Genomic DNA, 20737 nt, shown 5'->3' with positions numbered 1-20737 from the left:
AAATAGATCCTTTTCCTTTTTATGAAAATAAGTGAACTGCGGCAACCGGTAAGTGAAGGAGAAAAAACGAAACTTCCTGACTTACACTTTTTTAAATAAGCTCAGGAATTCCTGTTTCTTGTTCCTGCTCAGTGCAATATTGTTTCCATCCTGCATGATGATTTCCCCGCCTTCCCCACGGAGGTATTGCCTGATGAATTTAAGATTAATGATATGGGATTTGTGGGCACGAAAAAACAGCGAGTTATCCTGCAGCACCTCTTCAAAATTGGCCATCGTTTTACTGGCGAGATGCTTGGTTTTATCATTCATCACAATATAAGTATAGCAACTGCTTGCCTCGAGATACATGATGTCTTCAATTTTGACAAACAGCAGTCCCTCCTGAGTGGAGAGTGCAATGGTATCCTGCATTTTTCCATTGATGAACTGGTGCAGGTGATTCAATTGGTCTTTTGAAATGTGCATTTGCTCCGCTTTGTATTTCTCCAGAACCTGTTCAATGTCGTCGTGTCCAATAGGTTTTAACAGATAATCCAAAGCGTTTAATTTTAGCGCCTTGATGGCATATTGATCATACGCGGTGGTAAAAACCACTTTAAACGGAAGGTCATCAAACTGCTGCAATACGTCGAATCCATTTAAGACGGGCATTTCAATATCCAGAAAAACCACATCCGGCTTGAACGTTTCAATGAGTTCTTTTGCTTGCGAACTGTCTTGTGTCGTGGCTACCACCACCACATTTTTGAACCCGGAAAGCAGGTGCTGCAACGTGATAATGCAATGGTTTTCGTCGTCTATAAGTATGGCTTTAATCATGATAATAAATTTGTAATTCTACTTCAGTACCTGTTGCATTGCTATGCCCATCGGTTAAATCAATAATGGTAAGACTGTTTTTTGGATTTAGCAAAACCAGACGGTCCACTGTAATTCCAATCCCGTATGATTTGTGGCTCACCTGTTCTTTTTTTAACATTGAGGACGCTTTTCGTCCAATACCGTCATCGATAATCCGGATGCTTAATATGCCATCATCTTTCTCGGAGAGAATTATTTTCAAATGGCCTTTGTCTTTTTTATTGTGAAGCCCATGCCAAATGGCATTTTCCGCAAACGGCTGGATAATCAGCGGCGGAATCCTGACGTTTTCAGCATCGAGGCTTTTGTCGCAGATAATTTCATAGTCAAATTGATGCTCCAATCGTACCGACTCCAATTCGAGATACATTTTTAAGGTTTCCAGTTCTTTTTCAAGGCTAATGGCCTCCTGTCTGGAATTCTCCAGGATGTTTCGCATCAGCTTTGAAAATGTGGTGAGGTAGCCACTGGCCTCAATGCTTCTTTGCTGAATGATAAAGCTATTGATGGAATTTAAGGAATTAAACAGGAAATGTGGATTCATCTGCGAGCGCAGGGTCTGCATCTCGACGTCTTTTATTTTTCGTTTTAGAAATCCCTTAATCTTTTCCTGTCGGATCAGGTAGCGGTTTACCAATAAAACAAGGGACAACAGCAATAAAAACACCAAAGCAATAAACCATGGTGTGTAGTAAAACGGCGGGTTTATTTTTAAGTGGACTTCGAGTAACTTCGGTTGCCAGTTGCCCAGGTTATCGCCGGCCTGTATGACAATGTCGTAACTTCCGGGCGACGGTTTTATCAGGGAGAGTTTTGGATTGGAGCCAAGATAGTTCCATTTTCCATCCCCTTTAAACTGGTACCGGTATATGATTTTTTCTTTTTCAGAGAATGACAAAGAAGAAAATAGGATGTCCAGCTCGGTAAAATCATAATCCAGCTCGGCTTCATTTTTTTTTGCGTTAATATTTACGCCGTCTTTTAAGATGGCTGTGAGCTCGAGTTGGTTTATCAATTGTGTTTTTGTAATTTGGTTCAGGTCAAGTACTTGTAGGCCTCCATTATTTCCCAACAGTAGTTTGTTGTTTTCCGTTGCAAAAAAGCCATAAGTAAGGTCATTCGACTCCAACCCATCGATGGCAGACACCCTTACGACCTTATTGGTTTTAAAATTGTATTGGTTTAACCCTTCAGCGCAGGCAAACCAAATATTTCCGCGACTGTCTTCGGTGATGCCTTCAATATGGTCGTTCGCTACTTTGTACAGGTCTGTATTTAAAGATTTTATGATCCTGCCCGCCGGTGACACAATGTTCCATCCTCCATAACCCGAAAAGGCAATATTATTACGGCTGATGAAAGCAATCCGGTTGTAATAATCGGTGACAAACTTCGGATTATTTTTAAATTGGGTCAGCCCGTTGATTTGTACGAAAAGGTGCGTTTGTTCATCAAAGTACGATATTCCATAGTCTTTCGGCATCCAGCTGGCGAGCCAAACCCTGCCGTCAGGAGCCGTTGCAATGTCGTTAAAGGTATTGTCGCTCCAGAACGAGGCAGTATTGGCAATATGATTTGATTTTTCTTTGAACGACACCGCATCATAGACTTTTATAGCACCTTTTAAAGGGATTACCCAAAGTAGATTGTGATTGTCAATCATCGCTTTTTTGAACGGAATCTCAGCAGAGATCTTCAGTTTCAGTCCGCCCGCTTCCAGACGGTACAGCCCATCGTTTGCCGTTGCGAACACCTGCCCATTTTTCAGAAACACCTGCTCAAAAGAAGTGCCGGGACGCGGTGATAACCAGGCTGATATTTTTTTTTCTTTGGAAAGACAGTATAATGTGTTGGTTTTTGTTACGCACCAAATGCTGCGCTGTGCGTCCTGAACAATAGAGACCACAGTTTTCGAATCGGGGATTTTCAGGCTGACGATTTCGTTGCCAATTTTAGACAGTTTCACGAGGCCGTGGCTTGTGGAGATCCAAAATAAACCCAATGCTTCGTCATAGTAAACATGGTTTATTTTATCAGAACCGGTGAATATGATTTTTGTCTTCTGTTTTTTGATGTCATACAGGTATAACGTGTTTTTATCATACAAGACCGCATCAGTCGTGTTACTGACGAACTTTAAAGGAGATATTTCCGCCTGATCAATGCGTTTGACAGAAAGCCTATTGGTTTTAGAATCGTAAACCATCAATTCCCGTTCAAAAGTTGTAAAATAAAGAGCGTCGCCGATGGCCGTCGCCGATGACACACTGGCTTCCGCCAACAGGACGTTGGGATGGGGCTCCATTTTTTTCTGCTTTTCATCCCAGATAAAAACCCCTTTTTCTGTAGCGATTATCAGGTCACCAGTTGCTGATTCCAGAAAAGTGACATTCAGCGTGATGTCTTTGTCTTCGTTCCGAATCGGATAGGAATGACTTTCAAAATCGGTGAAATATTTTATCGTACTGTAATCACTGCACCAAACCCGGTTTTTGTGGTCTACATAGATATTGTCGTAATGGTCGTTGTTTGGCGTCGCGTCATTATAATTGACTTTGGATAGAATCTGTGGTTTGTCAAAAATGGTGTTGATGCTGCACAACCCCTTGCCGGCAGCATAGAAATACAAAGTGTTTTTTCGTACGCAAAGCGCATTCGTTACACTCGAAATCTGCGCGCTTTTAATAAAGCGGTACCCATCGTATAAACACAGGCCCCGCTGGGTAGCGATATACAATTTCCCTTGTTTTTTAGTGGAGTACAGCACGATGTCAGACGGCAACCCGTTTGAAAACTTGAGGTGTTCCGCTTTATAGGTTACCTGCGCAACGCCAAAAGCCTGAATAATCAGGAATAAAAAGCAGATAATAAAACGGGTAGCCATAGTTATCGAAAAGGTAAAGCTAGAAAATATCTTTTGCAAATAAATCACAAATAAGTGAATAGCGGCTTTTGATTATTAAAGAGCGCGCGGCATGAAAAACAAAGTCGTAATATTGATAGCGGTTGGAATGGTCCTTAAAAAGATCTTTCAACGGTATAAATTATTTCGCAGCTTTTACATATTATGCTATATTTGTTTTGTCCTGCGACCTATTTTTGACAAGCATCTTACCGATAATCAATAATTTAACTTCCATGAAAAAAATCAATTTATTTGTGCTGCTGTTGTTCACCGCGGCCGCAAGCGCACAAGCAGTCAAAGAGGTATCATCAACCTGGGGTTCGTTTGTGCAAAGCCTCTCCATCCAATCCGGCTCCACGAAGAAGTTCAGGCTGGAAGGGTTCGTAAAAGTAATCACTGATGATCCACACGCCTCGGCGGGGCTTTGGGCGCGGGTTGACAATAAGAATGATGAGAACGGTTTTTTTGACAACATGAGTGACCGGCCCATCGTGGCCAATTCCTGGCAGCCCTACACGATTGAAGGCACGATTGATGCCAATTCAGAGTCGTTGAATTTTGGCGGCGTCGTTGAATACAATGGCCGTTTTTTCTTCGATAATTTTAAACTATTCATTGAGAACGACAAAGGTGTCATGGAGCAGGTCGTGATACAAAACAGCGGCTTCGAGCAACCTGTAAAAAATGGGCAGATTCCTAAATGGTCTTTAGGGGTTTCAAAAGACAAGCCGGTCAAGGTAAAGGAATACGAAACGACCTCCAGCCCGGATAAATCTGAAGGTAAATTCGCTGTCATGATGGAGGGCAAAGGAATTGTGTACAAAGAACGTGGAAAAATCGGTGGTGTTGATGGCGCCTCGCCACAGATTGGCGCGATGATTTCGATGCTCGAAGACCTTAAGGACCGCGTAGAGAACAAGGTGAAAAATATGAGCCAATATGAACTCGATTACCTTCACGATGAAAAAGCGAACCGGATTGGCTCTTTAATCATGCACCTTGCGGCCGCCGAAGCCTATTACCAGGTGTTTACGTTCGAAAACCGCGAATTCAATGAAGAGGAAAAAAAGAAATGGGGCGTTGCGCTCGACCTTGAACAGGAAGGTCGCGATACATTCAAAGGGCATGATGTGCAATATTATCTGAATATTTACAATGAAGTCCGCGCGAAGACCATTTCCGAATTAAAAAAGCGCGACGACGCGTGGTTTGAGGAAGTGCACAAAGGCTCTGGCATGAGCAACCACTATTGCTGGTTTCATGTGATGGAGCACCAGTCCAGCCATTTGGGGCAAATATTGTTTCTCGCCAAAAGAATTCCGCCACAACCCGAAATGAAATTGGACCAGCCCATCAAAAACTAGCAAGCACAATTCCGTTTATTTTTAGGGCGCGCCCCTGCGGGTCAGGCTGTCCGCTGTGTCTTTTTTCTAACCGTAAACGGATTAGAAAAAAGGACGCCGCTTCCATCCTTCGCGCGGTACCGTGAGGTGTTGTCGTGCCCGCTTTTTATCGGCGCAGTTCACGCGCATTTATTTCATTAGAATCACGCCGGAGAGGGGAATTTTAAGCAAGGTTTATACAAACCCGCGCCTCTTTGCTTCGCAGACGATGTCGTCATCTGTGCCTTTTTCAATGTCGAGCGAGTCCTTGATATGCACCTTGCGCTTTTCAACGGTGCTTGGGGAAACGTTGAGGATTTCTGCGATCTGCTTTGTCTTATTTCCTCTGGATAGCTGTAAGATAATTTCCCGGTTCATGCGATCGAGGTAATTTGCCTGCGATAACAGCTGTTTGGTTCCCGCACGGACCGTCGCACTGTGATAGGTTTCACCGTTGACGATTTTTTCAAATGCATGCAGTAGTTCGTGGGCACTAAAGTCACTTTTTACCAATAATCCTTCCGGCTCCACTTTTTTAATGATGTTGTAGAGGACAATAGCCTCGGCATGGGAAGTCAGCATCACAATTTTAGTTTTCGGCCAGGTTTTCCTGACCAATACCGCGAGATCTTCTCCTGAACGAATGTCTTTTTCGGGATATGGTGGAAGGCTTAGGTCCAGAAAGACAATGTCGAACCTGCCCGCATTGACGGGGTTTGTGATGATGTGGTAGGCACTTTCACCGTTAAATGCAGTAGTGTTAACAATGTCGTGGCCGGTTTCGTTATAGCCAAGAATCAGCTTGTAGCCTTCGATTTGCGTAGGATGGTCGTCAACCATCAATAGGTGGAGTGTCATCGTGTTAATTTTTTTAAAGGGATGGACAGGATTGTAGAAGTTCGCTTGTCGCACTCTACATGGATTTTGAGTCCGTCCTGTAGCGCTCTTCTTCCAGATGCTCCTTTTTTTATTTTTTTTATCAAAACCAATAGTGCCTTACGAAATCATATCGAAGTAAATTAGTATTTGCCAAATATAAAAAATTATCACGCCTCTAACATACGACATGGCATAATGATAAATTACGGTTTTGCCGTAACAAATGTTAAAGTTTTCTGGTTGCGGTGTGCTTTCTGTATTTTTAGGACATGAGAACACTTGTAATTGGCGATATTCATGGCGGGCTTCGTGCCGTCGAGCAGGCATTTGAACGCGCAGGCGTCACGGTCAGGGACCAGTTGATTTTCCTGGGCGATTATGTGGACGGCTGGAGCGAGTCGCCGCAAGTATTGGATTTACTGTTGTCATTGCAACAAACCCACCGCTGTATTTTTATCCGCGGAAACCATGATGCGCTGTTGCTGGAATGGCTAAAAGGCAACAACGACAATCTGCTGTGGTACAAGCATGGTGGTGAAGCGACGGTCAAAGCCTACAGGAATGTCTCGGACCAGGTTAAACTGGAGCACATCGGGCTTCTCGAAAAACTGGAAAATTATTACCTCGATGCCCGCAACCGGTTGTTTGTGCACGCGGGCTTTACAAACCTGAATGGGGTTGCATATGAATACTTTCCTAAAATGTTCTTCTGGGAACGTACCCTTTGGGAAACGGCGCTCGCACTGGACCCAAAAATGAGCCGCAGTGACCCGGCTTTTCCCAAACGGTTCACTTTGTACAAAGAAATCTACATCGGGCACACGCCTGTAACGCGCATCGGGCAGACGGTACCCGCCAACCGCGACTGCGTCTGGAATGTAGACACGGGCGCGGCATTCAAAGGTCCGCTGACGGTCATGGATGTGGATACGAAGGCGTACTGGCAAAGCGATCCGCTGCCCGAATTGTATTTGGGAGAGAAAGGGCGGAACAATTAGGAGTTCCACTGTGACGTTACAATTTGCTTCGTTTGTTTTCGCTCACCCGGGACGTCCCAAAGTACGGCGAACGCCTAGCCCGGATGGGAACGGCATCCTTTGCCGGCGGAGCGGAGCGGAGCCGGTAAAGATACAGTGGACAGCCGGATTAAGCTCCAAAACCAGATTTGATGCAGGGCTGCAGGCACGTGGTTTCCGTTTATAACCTTGTTCGTAAGTACCATCCAAACGCATTGGATACCAGTACTGGAAGCCTTATTTTAGGCGGTTATGAAGTACCCGTACATCATCATTGACGACGACCCGGAAAGCAGTGCGCGAACGGAGTCCCTGTTTGGGGAGTTTGCGAACTATTTCCTGTTGGGCAAAGCGGACAACTATGATGACGCTGTTAATCTGGTGCTGGAACACAAACCGCGCATGATTGTGCTGGAAATCAAGCCCAAAAGCAAGAAAAGCAACCTGTCACTCGCGCTGATCAATGAACTGTTCCGGTTCATGAAGGTATTGCCTAAAGTTGTTGTGCTGACAAAAGGACGGGAACTGGCCTATGAAGCCATCAAGCACGAGGTGTTTGATTATCTTGTGAAGCCGTTGAGCATCCACGAGCTGCGCAAGACGCTGATCAAGTTTGAACGCGGTACGGAAGAGCTGCCGACGACGCTTTGCATCAAATCGTATGGGGATTACCGCTTTATCGATATGGAAGACATTGTGTATGCCAAGGCGGACAACAACTCGACCGATATTTACATGGCGAACGGCGATATGGTGACGGCATTTAAGACGATGAAGCACTTTGAGACGACGCTGCCTTCTGAATTCATCCGAATCCATAATTCCTATATCATCAACATCAACCACGTGTCGCGGATCCATCTTGGGAACAACGTGTGCTACCTTAAAAATTCTAAGGTACAGATTCCATTCTCCAAATCCTACAAGAAGAATGTCGACATGCTGATCCACCTGATTACGACGAATGAAAACAAGGAGCTGAGCAAGATTTACCTGAACCTGGACAACATGAATTAGTGCCGTTTATCGGTGTTAAACGCCGTTTATCGCGCGAATTGCTTTCAATAATTCTCTCAAAATCAGTCCATCCACACTTATACGGATGCCATCTACTATATATAGGGTATCGAATAAAGTTTTTTTTTGAAAGCCTGCGTAGTTTTACCACATCAAATTAAAACAAACATTAAAAAATATTTACAAAATCCCCTAAATTTAAAAGTATCATGAAAAAAATTATCTTAATCGTGGCAATTGTTTTGGTAGCAGTAGTTGGTTTGACTTCTTTTAATGGGAAGAGTGAGATGAAAAAATCAAAAAACACTACGTTATTAGCTTCCTTGATTGACCCAGTTAAAAATGCTGGTGGTGGCAAAAAGCAAGATTAATTACAGTTTATAATATTAAATATTAGGCTATCGATTTTGATAGCCTTTTTTGTATTTACTTTTCACTATTTTTGAAACGAATACGACTATCTTGAAAAGTAAATATTTATTTATTCTGATTTCTGTTTTTTATATATCCGTAACTGGATGTAACAAAAAAGCAAGTCTAAAAAAACTTTCCGACGACTCGGATAGTTTGCAAACCTTATTCAACTTAGCGAATGAGGACAAAATCCCTTACGCAAAAAGGCATGAATATGCTGAAAGAGCATTTTCAATTATTTCTAAGGCAGATAACGATTCTATAACCCGCGTTAACTATTTTAAAGTCGCCAATAGATTTTTTAATATGAATGCGATGGAAGATTATAGAAAAACTGTCGATATCATTATTCCTAAAGCCAATCAGGCTAAAGACACGCTAAGCTTAGCCAAATCAAATGAATATTTAGGTGACTATTTTGGAAAAAAATTTCAGTCAGAAAAAGCATATTCATATTATTTTGATGCTGAAAAACTATATAGTGTAAAGAAGGAGTATGCAAAGACTGCAAAAGTTGTGCTTAATAAAGCAATAATCCAGTTAAATGAAAAGGATTTTGTAGGAAGTGAAAAATCAGTTTTTAAGGCTTTAAAGCTTCTACAGAAGGAGAACGATGAAGATTTAAGATATCAGGGGACTAATATATTGGGTATAATTTATGATGAATTAGCAGAATATCGTAAGTCGATCGAATACTATAATAAAGCACTTCAAATAGCTAGTACAGGTAACGTATCGGTAGCTATGCAGGCAAAGGCAACGACCCTTAATAATCTTGGGGCTTTGTATCAAAAAGAACATAAATATAAGGAAGCATTAGGTTATTTTAACCAATCGTTACAACAAGAGCATTTATATGAGGATAACCCACTTTTGTATGGAAATTTAAAATACAATATTGGCTACTCAATGTTCAAACTGAATGATTACAGCCTCTTACCTAAATTATATTATGATGCGCTAAAAATTGCTGATAGTTTGCAGTTTGCGCCCAATATTATTGCATGCAATTTAAACCTGTCCGAATTTTATCTTGTCCAAAGTGATACATCAAGAGCATATGATTTTGCATCAAAAGCATATTTCCTTGCTAAAACGAATCGTATTCCCAAAGATATATTAACCTCCTTAAAGCAGCTTGCACTCTCGAACCCTAAAAAGAAGTCGGATTACTCAGAACAATACATAAAAATCACAGACAGTTTACAACTCGCCGAACGTCAAATCCGCAATAAACTTGGTCGTATCGAATATGAAACAGACCAACTTGTCACTGAGAAAGCCAATCTCGTCGAACAACGCAAAACCCTCATCTATATCGCGCTTGGGATCATCCTCATCGGGGTTTTTATCTTTGTAATCCGTTTCCAGGCAGCGAAGAACCGCGAGTTGCGCCTCGTACAGGAGCAACAGGCCGCGAATGAAGAAATTTACCGCCTCATGATCACACAGCAGGACAAGGTCGAAGAAACGCGGCAGGCAGAGAAAAGGCGGATTGCCCAGGAAATCCACGATGGGGTGTTGGGCAAGCTGTTTGGGACGCGCATGCACCTCGGTCTGTTGAATGATAAGGAAGGGAACGACGCCAAAATGGAACGGGTCGTGTACATAGACGAACTCAAGACACTGGAGCAGGAACTGCGCGAAATCTCGCATGACCTGAATTCAGAAAAGCAGGCTGTGGCAAACAATTTTGTGCAGATGGTGATGCATTTCATCGACACCCAGCGGACCGTCTGCAAGGCCGAAATCACCATCACGATGGATAAAACAATAGAATGGACAGCGGTCGACAGCCTCGCAAAGATCAACTTGTACCGCATCCTGCAGGAGGCATTCCAGAATGTAAACAAGCATGCGCAGGCAAACCAGGTCAACGTCGTGTTTGACAAAACGGAAGGACAGGTCAGGCTTGTGATTCAGGACGATGGGGTTGGATTTAATTACACGAAGAAGAAGAAAGGCATCGGGATGCTGAACATGCGCTCGCGGATCAGCAGCTCTGGTGGTTCGATGGACGTGATAACCGGGTTAGGGCAGGGTACGCTGCTCGAATTTACACTCCCGATGGAAGACGTTGTGGTATAAGTCTAAGAATACGGGCAACTCCTTATCGTGTCTTTATCCAGCGTCTATTTATATTTTAGGCACACCAATTGTTTTGCTGTATGAGTGAAATCCTGTTGGATGAAGTCGAAATTGACAGGATGGGTTTTCAATATGTTTTTAAGTTAGGAGTACTATAGAAGGTATTCTGGAGGTATGGTCTAGCAGTAGTTGGTTTGACTTCTTTTAATGGGAAGAGTGATGCGCAGCCAAAGTCAAAAGGAAATTTAATTGCTTCTCTCACAGCAGATAAAGTAGTGCAACCGCAACTGTTTCTGCTAGAAAGTAAGACTAAGTATTTTATGGGCTAAAGAAAGTCTCTCATTTTTATTACAGCCTTTCAATATGTTTTTTTGCTATTTTTGGAAAAGACTATATCATCTTGAAACAGAAATATTCTTTACTACTACTTTTCCTAATATGCATTGTTTCCTGTAAGGAAAAGAAGGCAGATCAAAACATTCATGACAAGGTTGACAGTTTGTCAATATTTTTTGATCTAGCAAATCAGGATAATCTGCCGTATGATGCCCGTTATTCTTACACTCAAAAAGCGCTAAGTATAATCTCGAAGGAGCAAAATGATTCCATAAATCGGGTTAATCACTTCAAAGTTGCAAATCGCTTTTTTAATATGAGTGCTTTAGAGGAGTATAAGATGGTTACATTTAAAATTATCAAAAATGCAGAACAGTCTAAAGACAGCTTAAGTCTTGCTAAAGCCTATTCGTATCTTGCTGATTACTATGGCGAAAGGTCTTCTTCCGAAAGCGCCTACGACTACAATTTTAAAGCATTTCTGATTTATAGTAAAAAGAAGGATATGGCAAATGTTGCCAAAACCCTTCTTAATAAAGCGGTATTGCTACATAATGAGCGTGACTTTTTAGGATGCGAGAGAGCTGTATTTCAGGCTTTAAAAACCTTGAGGAATACACAAAGCGATGATATGACCTATCAAGCATATAATTTACTTGGGGTAATTTATGCGGAACTTGCGGAATACGTATTGTCAAGAGATTACTATAATAAGGCGTTAGAGATTTCAAATAGCGAACAGATTCGCGCGGATAGTCAATTTAAGGCATCCACTTTGAATAACATCGGAACGTTATTGATTAAGCAGAAAAAATATGAACAATCCTTAACTTATTTCAGTAAAGCGTTAGCAGAAAAAGACCTCTATATCGATGCGCCTTCTATTTACGCAATGGTGCAAGACAATTTAGGGTATGCAGAATTTAAACTTAAGAAATTTAAACACTTACCTCTATTGTTTGATAATTCGCTTAAAATAAGGGATAGTATTCAGAATGTGCCAGGCATTATTGGCAGTAAAATTCATCTTTCGGAATATCATTCATCTAAAAATGAAATGGATAGTGCGAGAGTTTTAGCACAGCAAGCATACGATTTGGCAGTTGATAGAAAGCAAAAGCGGGAGACATTGTCTGCTCTCAAACAGCTGATAAAAGTTAAGCCAGAGAATGCTGTCCGTTATGCGGAGGAATATTACACCATTAGTGATACTCTTCAGCTACGAGAAAGGACAATAAAAAACAGGTTTGCACGAATTGAATATCAAACAGAAGAATTAGCTATACAAAAAGAGCAACTTGTCGAACAACGCAAAACCTTAATCTACTCCGCACTCGGCATCATCCTAATCGGAGTGTTTATTTTCGTAATCCGCCTACAGCGCGCCAAAAATCGCGAACTCCGACTCATAAAGGAACAACAGAAAGCCAATGAGGAAATCTACAACCTGATGATCACCCAGCAACAGCAACGCGATGAGGGCCGGCAGCTCGAAAAGAAGCGTATTGCGCGCGAACTGCACGACGGCGTGATGGGCCAGCTGTCCGCCATTCGCATGAACCTGTTTGCGTTGGATAAAAAACAGGACGAGCAAACCATCCGGCAATGTTTGCCACACATCGAAAAGATCCAGCACGTGGAAAAGGAAATCCGAAACATTGCATACGACCTGGACGCCCCACTGCAAAGCAACACCGATTTCACTGAAGTGATCCATACCATTTTTGCTGGCCTGGAACAGCATTCGGGAATCCGCTTCGTGTTAGAGGCTGATGACTCCATCAATTGGAACTCGGTATTGGTAGATACCAAAGTCCAGCTGTACCGCATCCTGCAGGAAGCCTTGCAGAATATCGTCAAATATGCCAATGCAGGGAAGGTGATGGTGAGCATCGGCAGGCGAGAATCAATGCTCCGGATAATAGTCCGGGATGACGGTGTCGGTTTTGATCCGGAACAAGCCCGCAAAGGACTCGGATTAAGGAACATGCGCCAACGCGCGCAGGGAATTGGCGGCAACATGACGATAACGACTGCTTTGGGAGCGGGTACGATGCTGCAATTTGAGCTGCCGGATACCACGCAAGTTTAGCCATATTTGGTTAAAGCGATAAAATTCTCGTTGACTTTAGTTTATTGGAAGTTTTAGTGGACATAGAACTTACTTAATTCAATGGTATGTAGAAACATAAGGGAAAAAGGGGGGTATTGTGACAGCACTGATGGATTGGCGCCCAGATGCTGAAGCTACCACTACAAACACCACTATCTCGACAACCAATACTTCTACAAAGGCAAATTAAAAAGATTATAACAATACAAAAGACTACTGTAACTTGTATCCTTTTGTATTTCAATACTTTTGTTATTTTTGGATATATTTTAGAATATTGAGCAAAACAATTTACTTACCTTCAATAATCCTAATCCTCATTCTTCTTAGGGGATGCAATACTAACGACCCAAAAATAAATGGTTTGCATTCTCAAGACAGTTTAGCGGTCTTTCTCAAGAAATCTTTTAATGATTCACTTTCTTATGAGGTCCGACATGCAAACGCTGATAAGGCGCTCTCAGTTGTGTCCAGGATGAGAAACGATTCAGTTTGCAGACGCTATTATGTCAGGATAGCAAATAGATATTTTAATATGAATGCGATGGCGGATTATCGTTACGTAAATCAGGTAATTATAAGAAAATCAAAACTTGCAAATGATACTCTCGGTTTAGCGAATGCCTACACATATATGGCTGACTATTATGCGCGAAAGAATATTCAAGATAGTGTCTATGAATATAATTTTAAAGCTGAGAAATTATTTAGAGCAGTACGTGATAATGCTAGATTGGCCACGACACTTTTAAACAGAGCGGTTTTGCAACATAATAAAAGTGACTTTTTGAGCTGCGAACGGACAGTTTTTGATCTGTTGAGAACTTTAAGGCATATTGACAATGTTGGTATGAAATACGAAGCAAATAATTTGTTAGGGATTGTTTATGGTGAGCTAGAAGAATACAGTCTGGCGAAAAAATATTACGATAAAGCAATAGCAATCGCAGCAAGAGACGATATGCCTAAAGAGCGTGAATATAAGGCCAGCACTTTAAATAATATTGGAATATTATATACGAAACAAAACAAATATACCAAAGCTATCCAAAGTTATGAGTTTGCACTTAGAGACAAAGATCTTTTTAAGAAGGATCCAATAATATTTGCTGCTTTAACTGATAACTTAGCTTATTCAAAATTTAGATTAAAAAGTTATAGTCAATTGCCGCAGCTGTTTACTACAGCTCTAAAAATTAGAGATAGCTTAAATTTTATTCCAGGTGTTGTCCTTTCGAAAATTCACTTATCCCAATTTTTTGCCCTTAAAAAAGATACAGTAACTGCGATTAAATATGCAAGTGAGGCCAACATATTAGCGAAGGACAGCAGTGACACGAGAGATGTATTGCTTAGCTTAAAGCAACTGGCAAATGTTATGCCTAAGAAGGCTTTACAGTTTTCAACAGAATATTACAAATTAGACGATAGTCTTCAAATTGCTGAACGTAAAGAGCAAAACAAATTCGCCCGCATCGAATTTGAAACTGACGAACTGGTCCAGGAAAAGACCCAGCTCGTCCAGCAACGCAAAACCTTAATCTACTCTGCACTCGGAATCATCCTAGTCGGGGTGTTTATTTTCATAATCCGCGTACAGCGTGCCAAAAACCGCGAACTCCGCCTGATCCGGGAACAGCAAAAAGCCAATGAGGAGATCTACAACCTGATGATCACCCAGCAGCAACAGCGCGACGAAGGCCGCCAGCTCGAAAAGAAGCGTATTGCCCGCGAGCTGCACGACGGCGTGATGGGCCAGCTGTCAGCGATCCGAATGAACCTGTTTGTGTTGGACAAAAAACAGGACGAGCAAACCATCCGGCAATGTCTGCCACACGTCGAAAAGATCCAGGACGTGGAAAAGGAAATCCGAAACATTGCATACGACCTGGACGCCCCATTGCAAAGCAACACCGATTTCACTGAAGTGATCCATACCATTTTTGCGGGATTGGAACAGCATTCGGGAATCAGCTTTGTGTTGGAGGCTGATGATTCCATCAATTGGAACGCGGTATTGGTCGATACCAAAGTCCAGCTGTACCGCATCCTTCAGGAAGCCTTGCAGAATATCGTCAAATATGCCAATGCAGGGAAAGTGATGGTCAGCATTGGCAGGCGAGAATCAATGCTCCTGATTATAGTCCAGGATGACGGCATCGGTTTTGATCCCGACAATGCCCGCAAAGGACTCGGATTAAGGAACATGCGCCAACGGGCACAGGAAATTGGCGGCACAATGACGGTAACGACTGCTTTGGGGGCGGGTACGAAACTCGAAATTTCAATCCCTTTTAGTGCGTCTTAGCGCCATCCACGCTTTTACAATTCCAACCACCCACAAGAACCTGCCATCCACCACGATACGGTATCCGTTTACTATTTAGGGTACTTTATATAAGTCTGTTTTCCGACAGGCTGCGTAGTTTTACAACACCAAAATCGGAAAAAACCAATAAATATTTACAACATCCCCTAAATTTAAAAGTATCATGAAAAAAATTATCTTAATCGCAGCAGTAGTTTTAGTAGCCATCGTAGGTCTTACTTCATTCAACGGTAAAGAGCAACATAAAGAAAAAGGAAATGCTAGTTTGATTGCGCAGTTGGATAGTGAGCCAGTAGGCGGAGTTACTACGACAACCGGAGTTCCTCCTACTTCAGGAGATAAAAAGAAAAACTAATCATTCAAACATAATAAAAAAAGGCTATCACTTCGATAGCCTTTTTTTATGCCAATACTTTTCATATTTTTGGCAAAAGGCTTTTTAATGGGATACAAATTCAGTTTCTTTTTTTTCATTTTTTTCATTTTAGTAAACTGTACTAACCATGAAATCAAACTTAATTCTCAACGTCAAACACCAGATAGCCTATCCTCCTTTTTAGAAATTGCGAACAACGATTCGGTTCCGTCGGATAAAAGGAAAATATTTAATGACAAAGCACTAGCGATTGTTTCAAACCAATCCAACGATGCTGCAAATAGAGAAAATTATTTTAAAGTAGCAGGTCGATATTATAATATTAAACTTTGGGATGAATACCGCGATATTACTAGTCGAATAATTCAAAATTCTAAATCTGCAAAAGATACTGCCAGTTTAGCGAAGGCATATTCCTACATGTTTGATTATTATGTCAAAGTTAATCAGCCTGATAGTGTCTATCAATACAATTACAAAGCGGAGAAATTATATATTATTCTTGGAGATAATGAAAACCTAGTTCAGACTCTGTTAACCAAGGCTGTACTTCAACATAATTACAGTGACTTTTTAGGATGCGAGAGGACTGCGATTCAAATGCTTAGGCTTTTAAAAAAGTATAACAATATCCAAATGGAGTATGAGGCAAATAATTTGTTGGGAATCGTTTACGGAAAACTTCAGGAATACGACCTCTCTAAAAAGTATTATGACAAGGCAATTGAATTGGCGAACAATGAATCCGTCCCCCCTAATTATCAATATAGAGCTGTCACAATAAATAATCTGGGTTCAATGTACTCGATACAAAAGAAGTATGGTTTAGCAAAAGAACAGTTTTTAAAAGGATTAGCTGAGAAAGATCTTCTTAGGGACCGCCCCGACCTTTTTGCAATGTTGAATGACAATTTGGCTTACACTTATTTAAAGCTTGGAAACTTAAAAGGACTACCTGACTTATTTGAGAAAGCCTTGAAAATTCGTGAAGGCTCAAAATTAATTTCTGGAATAATAATCAGTAAAATTCATTTATCGGAGTATTATGCGTTGCAAAAGGATAGTCTCAATGCTGTTGCAATGGTGGGAGAAGCATATCGTTTGGCAGATGAAAACAAGCTAACCAGGGACTTACTAGCGGTACTACGCCAGTTATCAGATGTTGACCCAAAAAACGCCAGAAAATATTCCTCCGAATACTACAAAATCTCCGACAGCCTTGACGTCGCTGAGCGCAAAACCAAAAACAAATTCGCCCGCATCGAATTTGAAACCGATGAACTTGCACAGGAAAAGACGCAGCTCGTCGAGCAGCGCAAAACCTTAATCTACATCGCACTTGGCATCATCCTAATCGGGGTGTTTATCTTCGTGATCCGCGTGCAGGCCTCGAAAAACCGCGAACTGCGCCTCATACAAGAACAGCAGAAAGCCAATGAGGAAATCTACAGCCTGATGATCTCACAGCAGGACAAAGTCGAAGAAACCCGACAGGCAGAGAAAAAACGCATCGCACAGGAATTGCATGACGGCGTGCTAGGTAAGTTATTCGGAACAAGGATGAATCTCGGCGTACTGAACACCCGTAAAGACGATGAAGGCATCGTACAGCGTGTCGGCTATATTGATGAGCTTAAAACCCTCGAACAGGAAATACGGGAAATTTCACACGATTTAAATTCGGAAAAGATGGCCGTTTTTAATAACTTTGTTTTGATGGTGTCCAATTTTATTGATACGCAACGCACTGTATGCCAGGCAGATATTTTATTCAATGTGGATCCTGCAATTGAGTGGAATGCCGTGGAAAATACCGCTAAAATCAACCTGTACCGTATTTTACAGGAAGCGTTCCAGAACATTAACAAGCACGCAAAAGCGCAACACGTGACCGTAACATTTCAGAAGAAAGACCGTCATATACAACTCGAAGTCGAAGATGATGGTGTCGGATTTGTATACAGCAAAAAAAGAAATGGAATCGGTCTGCAGAACATGCTTTCCAGGATTACAACCTCCGGAGGGACTATGGAGATTATCACCAGGCCTGAAGACGGAACCAAATTACAATTTGAATTGCCCCTTACCTAAATAAATTAACCTAACAAACCAAAAAATGAAAAAAACTGTACAGGTATTAATGGTGGATGATCACCCCTTTATCCTTCAGGCGTATAAAAATACGCTGGACCGATACAAGCCGGAAGACTACCACATTGTGGAAACTACCGCAGACTCCGGAAAAACGGGGTATGAGGTGATTACCGGGAGTGACACTATCTTTGACGTGGCCTTCCTGGATATCAGCATTCCGACGTACGATGAAAAAGGAATCGAATCCGGCATCGATTTGGCAAAATTGCTTCGGGAAAAAATGCCAGAATGTAAAATTGTCCTACTGACCATGCATACCGAAAAACTAAAATTCCGCTTCTTTGCAGATACCATCCAGCCGGAAGGACTTGTGGTCAAAAATGACCTCACGTTCGAAGAGCTGCTGATTGCCTTTGAGCAAATCCTCGAAGGGAAAAATTACTACAGCGAAACGGTACAGAAAATGATGCAGGAAGAACAGAATTAGTAACCAGTCGCAGTCTCAGTTGGCAGCGCAAAATTGTGACTGCTTTTTACTGCGACTGCGACTGAAAACTACTCCTCCAACGAATCCCATCCCCTTGCGCGCAAGGGGATTTTTGTATCCGCACGCGTGATTAAATGGATGCCTTCCGTTTCTTTGGTCATGTGTCCGATAATCGTGAAATTCGGGTTGCCTTTGATCTTATCAAAATCTTCCATCGCAATTGTAAACAACAATTCGTAATCCTCGCCACCGTTAATCGCCACGGTTGTCGAGTCGATATTGAATTCCTCACAGGTCGCAATCAATTGCGGATCCAGCGGCAGCTTGTCTTCATATAAATTACAGCCCACATTGGATTGCTTGCACAAGTGGATGATCTCTGAAGAAAGGCCGTCAGAAATGTCAATCATTGATGTGGGTTTTATTTCTAAAGCATGGAGCAACGTACGAACGTCCTTGCGCGCCTCCGGTTTCAACTGGCGCTCGATTAAATAGGTGTAAGCATCGAGATCAGGTTGTGAATTCGGGTTGACCTGGAACACCTGCTTTTCCCTTTCCAAAACCTGCAATCCCATATAAGCTGCGCCGATATCGCCGGTAACCACCAGTAGGTCCATTTCTTTTGCACCGCTGCGGTACGCAATCTCACTTTCGTCGGCTTCTCCAATCGCGGTGATGCTGATGATTAGTCCTTTTTGTGATGAAGTGGTATCGCCGCCAATCACATCGACTTTATATTCATTCGCAGCGAGCGTGATGCCGGCAAACAATTCCTCTAGCGCCTCTAGCGGAAAACGGTTCGACACTGCAATCGAAACGGTAATCTGCGTTGCGAGCGCATTCATCGCACAAATATCGGAAACATTCGCGACAACGGCTTTGTAGCCAAGGTGCTTCAACGGCATATACGCCAGATCAAAATGTACGCCCTCGACCAGCAAATCGGTTGAGACAACGACCTTCTTGTCTTTAAAATCGAGTACGGCGGCATCGTCACCTATGCCTTTCAGCGTTGACGGGCGGTGGATTTCAAAGTTTTTGGTCAGGTGCGCTATAAGCCCAAATTCGCCGAGTTGCGATAGTGGGGTGCGCTGCGGATTTTTATCTTCAATCATTACGGGAGTTACAAAGTTACAAAGTTACAAAGTTACAAAGTTACAAAGTTACAAAGTTACAAAGTTACAAAGTTACAAAGTTACAAAGTTACAAAGAGGCAAAGGTACAAAGTAGCAGAGTGGCAAAGGTACAAAGTAGCAAAGTTTTTATAAGGCGTGCTGCGACTGCCCAGCGTTTATGTTTTCCGGGCGCGCCCCTCCGTATGCTACGGGTCGGGCATCGCCTCGCGACGTATCTTCATCAAAGGCTGGCGCTTTCAATTCGATAATGCTACAAGTCCTCGCTCGTACCTCGCTACGGGCTTTACGCTTTCCCCAAGCTTCGGGCCTCGCGCAATCCCGATGATACTCAAATCCCTAGCCCCATACCGACGTTTCGGGAGCAGCGGCATCTTTTCCCGTGGCGTGCGTCCGGGAAACAAGTGCCGGCAAACGGGAAAAGATACAGCGGAGAGCGGGATTATGCTCCTCATTTGATATTGATTATGAATTACTAATTATGAATTACTAATTATGAATTACTAATTATGAATTATCAATTGCTACTGACATACTGTTGTCACTTCGCACTTTTACCTTTGGCCTATAAATCAATAAAACGTAAAATTATGAGCACAACAGCTACAGAAACGGCACAGATCATTTCGCCTTCGCAATTGTTAAACCACTGGCAGGGACACCGCGCACTCACCCGTCGTGTGATTGACGCTTTTCCGGAAAATGAATTTTTTGAATACGCCATCGGCGGCATGCGTTCGGCTTCGCAACTCACCCTGGAGTTACTGGCCATCGGCGCACCGGCATTGAAAGCCATTGTCGAACGCGACGAAAGACCATATGCAGAGGAGGGTTCGGCATTGACGACAAAAGCGGAATTTCTACAGCAATGGGATGCGTCTACCGCCATCATCAACACCTATTTCCTGCAGATTCCGCGGGAAGATTTCAGCAAGACCTTCAATCTTTTTGGGCAGTACAATTCGCCGATTATTGACAGCATCCTTTATTTCATTGACAACGAAATCCACCATCGTGGACAAATGTATGTTTACCTTCGCGGTCTGGGTATAGAGCCGCCATTTTTTTGGGAGCGGTAATTTCAAAACCCGGGAGTGATGCTGCCGGGTTTTTTTATTGCTATACCCGTCGACTGTGCCCGGAGTGAAGAATCGGATGTTCCAAAATAATTTATCCTGGATTTGCCATTGCTGTCACTTGACCGTAGTTGCGAACCATTATTTTTTAGTTTTGTCCTAGAATAATGGGTGAAATCAATTTTAAGAAAAAGTCTGGTTTTCCCGTAAGATTAAGTTCCGGGAAAT

General features: G+C 42.3%; 15 protein-coding genes. 11 read left to right on the top strand and 4 right to left on the bottom strand.

Translation table 11 applies throughout. The features are described from left to right. Positions 1–81: 81 nt before the first annotated feature. Complete coding sequence (locus tag CFE23_RS01090; protein ID WP_291082732.1) at positions 82–822, bottom strand: LytTR family DNA-binding domain-containing protein; 741 nt, start codon at positions 820–822, stop codon at positions 82–84. Further along, the gene (locus tag CFE23_RS01085) at positions 815–3748 is read right to left on the bottom strand and encodes a sensor histidine kinase (RefSeq protein ID WP_291082729.1); all 2934 of its coding nucleotides are present in this window, start codon (positions 3746–3748) and stop codon (positions 815–817) included. The genes CFE23_RS01090 and CFE23_RS01085 overlap by 8 nt, the downstream gene beginning before the upstream one ends. Positions 3749–4002: 254 nt before the next feature. Between CFE23_RS01085 and CFE23_RS01080 the strand changes: the two genes are divergently transcribed. Continuing rightward, positions 4003–5133, top strand: coding sequence for a DUF664 domain-containing protein (locus CFE23_RS01080; RefSeq protein ID WP_291082726.1), 1131 nt, complete (start codon positions 4003–4005; stop codon positions 5131–5133). A 213-nt stretch (positions 5134–5346) separates the two neighbouring features. Here the strand turns inward: CFE23_RS01080 and CFE23_RS01075 are convergent, their stop codons facing one another. Continuing rightward, a complete protein-coding gene (locus CFE23_RS01075; protein WP_291082723.1) occupies positions 5347–6009 on the bottom strand; it encodes a response regulator transcription factor in 663 nt (220 codons plus the stop codon). Positions 6010–6299: 290 nt separating this feature from the next. Between CFE23_RS01075 and CFE23_RS01070 the strand changes: the two genes are divergently transcribed. From CFE23_RS01070 to CFE23_RS01030, 9 genes are all read left to right on the top strand, one after another. After that, positions 6300–7028, top strand: coding sequence for a metallophosphoesterase family protein (locus CFE23_RS01070; protein WP_291082720.1), 729 nt, complete (start codon positions 6300–6302; stop codon positions 7026–7028). A 270-nt stretch (positions 7029–7298) separates the two neighbouring features. Then, positions 7299–8063: a LytTR family DNA-binding domain-containing protein gene (locus tag CFE23_RS01065; protein WP_291082717.1), complete on the top strand. Its 765-nt coding sequence runs from the start codon at positions 7299–7301 to the stop codon at positions 8061–8063. A gap of 209 nt (positions 8064–8272) precedes the next feature. Then, the gene (locus CFE23_RS01060) at positions 8273–8434 is read left to right on the top strand and encodes a hypothetical protein (protein WP_291082714.1); all 162 of its coding nucleotides are present in this window, start codon (positions 8273–8275) and stop codon (positions 8432–8434) included. A 358-nt stretch (positions 8435–8792) separates the two neighbouring features. Beyond that, positions 8793–10565, top strand: coding sequence for an ATP-binding protein (locus CFE23_RS01055; RefSeq protein ID WP_291082711.1), 1773 nt, complete (start codon positions 8793–8795; stop codon positions 10563–10565). 400 nt (positions 10566–10965) lie between these two features. After that, entirely contained in the window at positions 10966–12993 is a 2028-nt protein-coding gene (locus CFE23_RS01050) for a tetratricopeptide repeat protein (protein ID WP_291082708.1), read from the top strand. Positions 12994–13864: 871 nt separating this feature from the next. After that, positions 13865–15322 carry a sensor histidine kinase gene (locus tag CFE23_RS01045; protein WP_291082705.1) on the top strand — a complete coding sequence of 486 codons (1458 nt, stop codon included), beginning with the start codon at positions 13865–13867 and terminating at the stop codon, positions 15320–15322. A gap of 184 nt (positions 15323–15506) precedes the next feature. Beyond that, entirely contained in the window at positions 15507–15698 is a 192-nt protein-coding gene (locus CFE23_RS01040; RefSeq protein ID WP_291082702.1) for a hypothetical protein, read from the top strand. 657 nt (positions 15699–16355) lie between these two features. Continuing rightward, positions 16356–17810: a tetratricopeptide repeat protein gene (locus CFE23_RS01035; protein ID WP_291082699.1), complete on the top strand. Its 1455-nt coding sequence runs from the start codon at positions 16356–16358 to the stop codon at positions 17808–17810. A gap of 25 nt (positions 17811–17835) precedes the next feature. After that, a complete protein-coding gene (locus CFE23_RS01030; protein ID WP_291082696.1) occupies positions 17836–18300 on the top strand; it encodes a response regulator in 465 nt (154 codons plus the stop codon). A gap of 68 nt (positions 18301–18368) precedes the next feature. Here the strand turns inward: CFE23_RS01030 and thiL are convergent, their stop codons facing one another. Next, positions 18369–19415, bottom strand: a complete 1047-nt coding sequence (gene thiL, locus CFE23_RS01025) for a thiamine-phosphate kinase (RefSeq protein WP_291082693.1) — start codon at positions 19413–19415, stop codon at positions 18369–18371. Between the two features lie 608 nt (positions 19416–20023). On the opposite strand from thiL, the gene CFE23_RS01020 reads away from it, so the two are divergent. Next, entirely contained in the window at positions 20024–20512 is a 489-nt protein-coding gene (locus CFE23_RS01020; RefSeq protein WP_291082690.1) for a DinB family protein, read from the top strand. Positions 20513–20737: the final 225 nt, after the last annotated feature.

The sequence above is a fragment of the Flavobacterium sp. BFFFF1 genome, assembly GCF_002256285.1.
GTDB lineage: Bacteria > Bacteroidota > Bacteroidia > Flavobacteriales > Flavobacteriaceae > Flavobacterium.
Note: the sequence above shows the minus strand (reverse complement) of the source record. Positions and strands in the feature narration are given on the sequence as shown.

Coding starts and splice junctions, on each gene's coding strand:
- thiL (WP_291082693.1), bottom strand. CDS start 19,415: ATGATTGAAGATAAAAATCCGCAGCGCACCCCACTATCGCAACTCGGC.
- CFE23_RS01045 (WP_291082705.1), top strand. CDS start 13,865: ATGAAATACGAAGCAAATAATTTGTTAGGGATTGTTTATGGTGAGCTA.
- CFE23_RS01065 (WP_291082717.1), top strand. CDS start 7,299: ATGAAGTACCCGTACATCATCATTGACGACGACCCGGAAAGCAGTGCG.
- CFE23_RS01030 (WP_291082696.1), top strand. CDS start 17,836: ATGAAAAAAACTGTACAGGTATTAATGGTGGATGATCACCCCTTTATC.
- CFE23_RS01075 (WP_291082723.1), bottom strand. CDS start 6,009: ATGACACTCCACCTATTGATGGTTGACGACCATCCTACGCAAATCGAA.
- CFE23_RS01020 (WP_291082690.1), top strand. CDS start 20,024: ATGAGCACAACAGCTACAGAAACGGCACAGATCATTTCGCCTTCGCAA.
- CFE23_RS01055 (WP_291082711.1), top strand. CDS start 8,793: ATGGAAGATTATAGAAAAACTGTCGATATCATTATTCCTAAAGCCAAT.
- CFE23_RS01080 (WP_291082726.1), top strand. CDS start 4,003: ATGAAAAAAATCAATTTATTTGTGCTGCTGTTGTTCACCGCGGCCGCA.
- CFE23_RS01040 (WP_291082702.1), top strand. CDS start 15,507: ATGAAAAAAATTATCTTAATCGCAGCAGTAGTTTTAGTAGCCATCGTA.
- CFE23_RS01060 (WP_291082714.1), top strand. CDS start 8,273: ATGAAAAAAATTATCTTAATCGTGGCAATTGTTTTGGTAGCAGTAGTT.
- CFE23_RS01090 (WP_291082732.1), bottom strand. CDS start 822: ATGATTAAAGCCATACTTATAGACGACGAAAACCATTGCATTATCACG.
- CFE23_RS01085 (WP_291082729.1), bottom strand. CDS start 3,748: ATGGCTACCCGTTTTATTATCTGCTTTTTATTCCTGATTATTCAGGCT.
- CFE23_RS01035 (WP_291082699.1), top strand. CDS start 16,356: ATGGAGTATGAGGCAAATAATTTGTTGGGAATCGTTTACGGAAAACTT.
- CFE23_RS01070 (WP_291082720.1), top strand. CDS start 6,300: ATGAGAACACTTGTAATTGGCGATATTCATGGCGGGCTTCGTGCCGTC.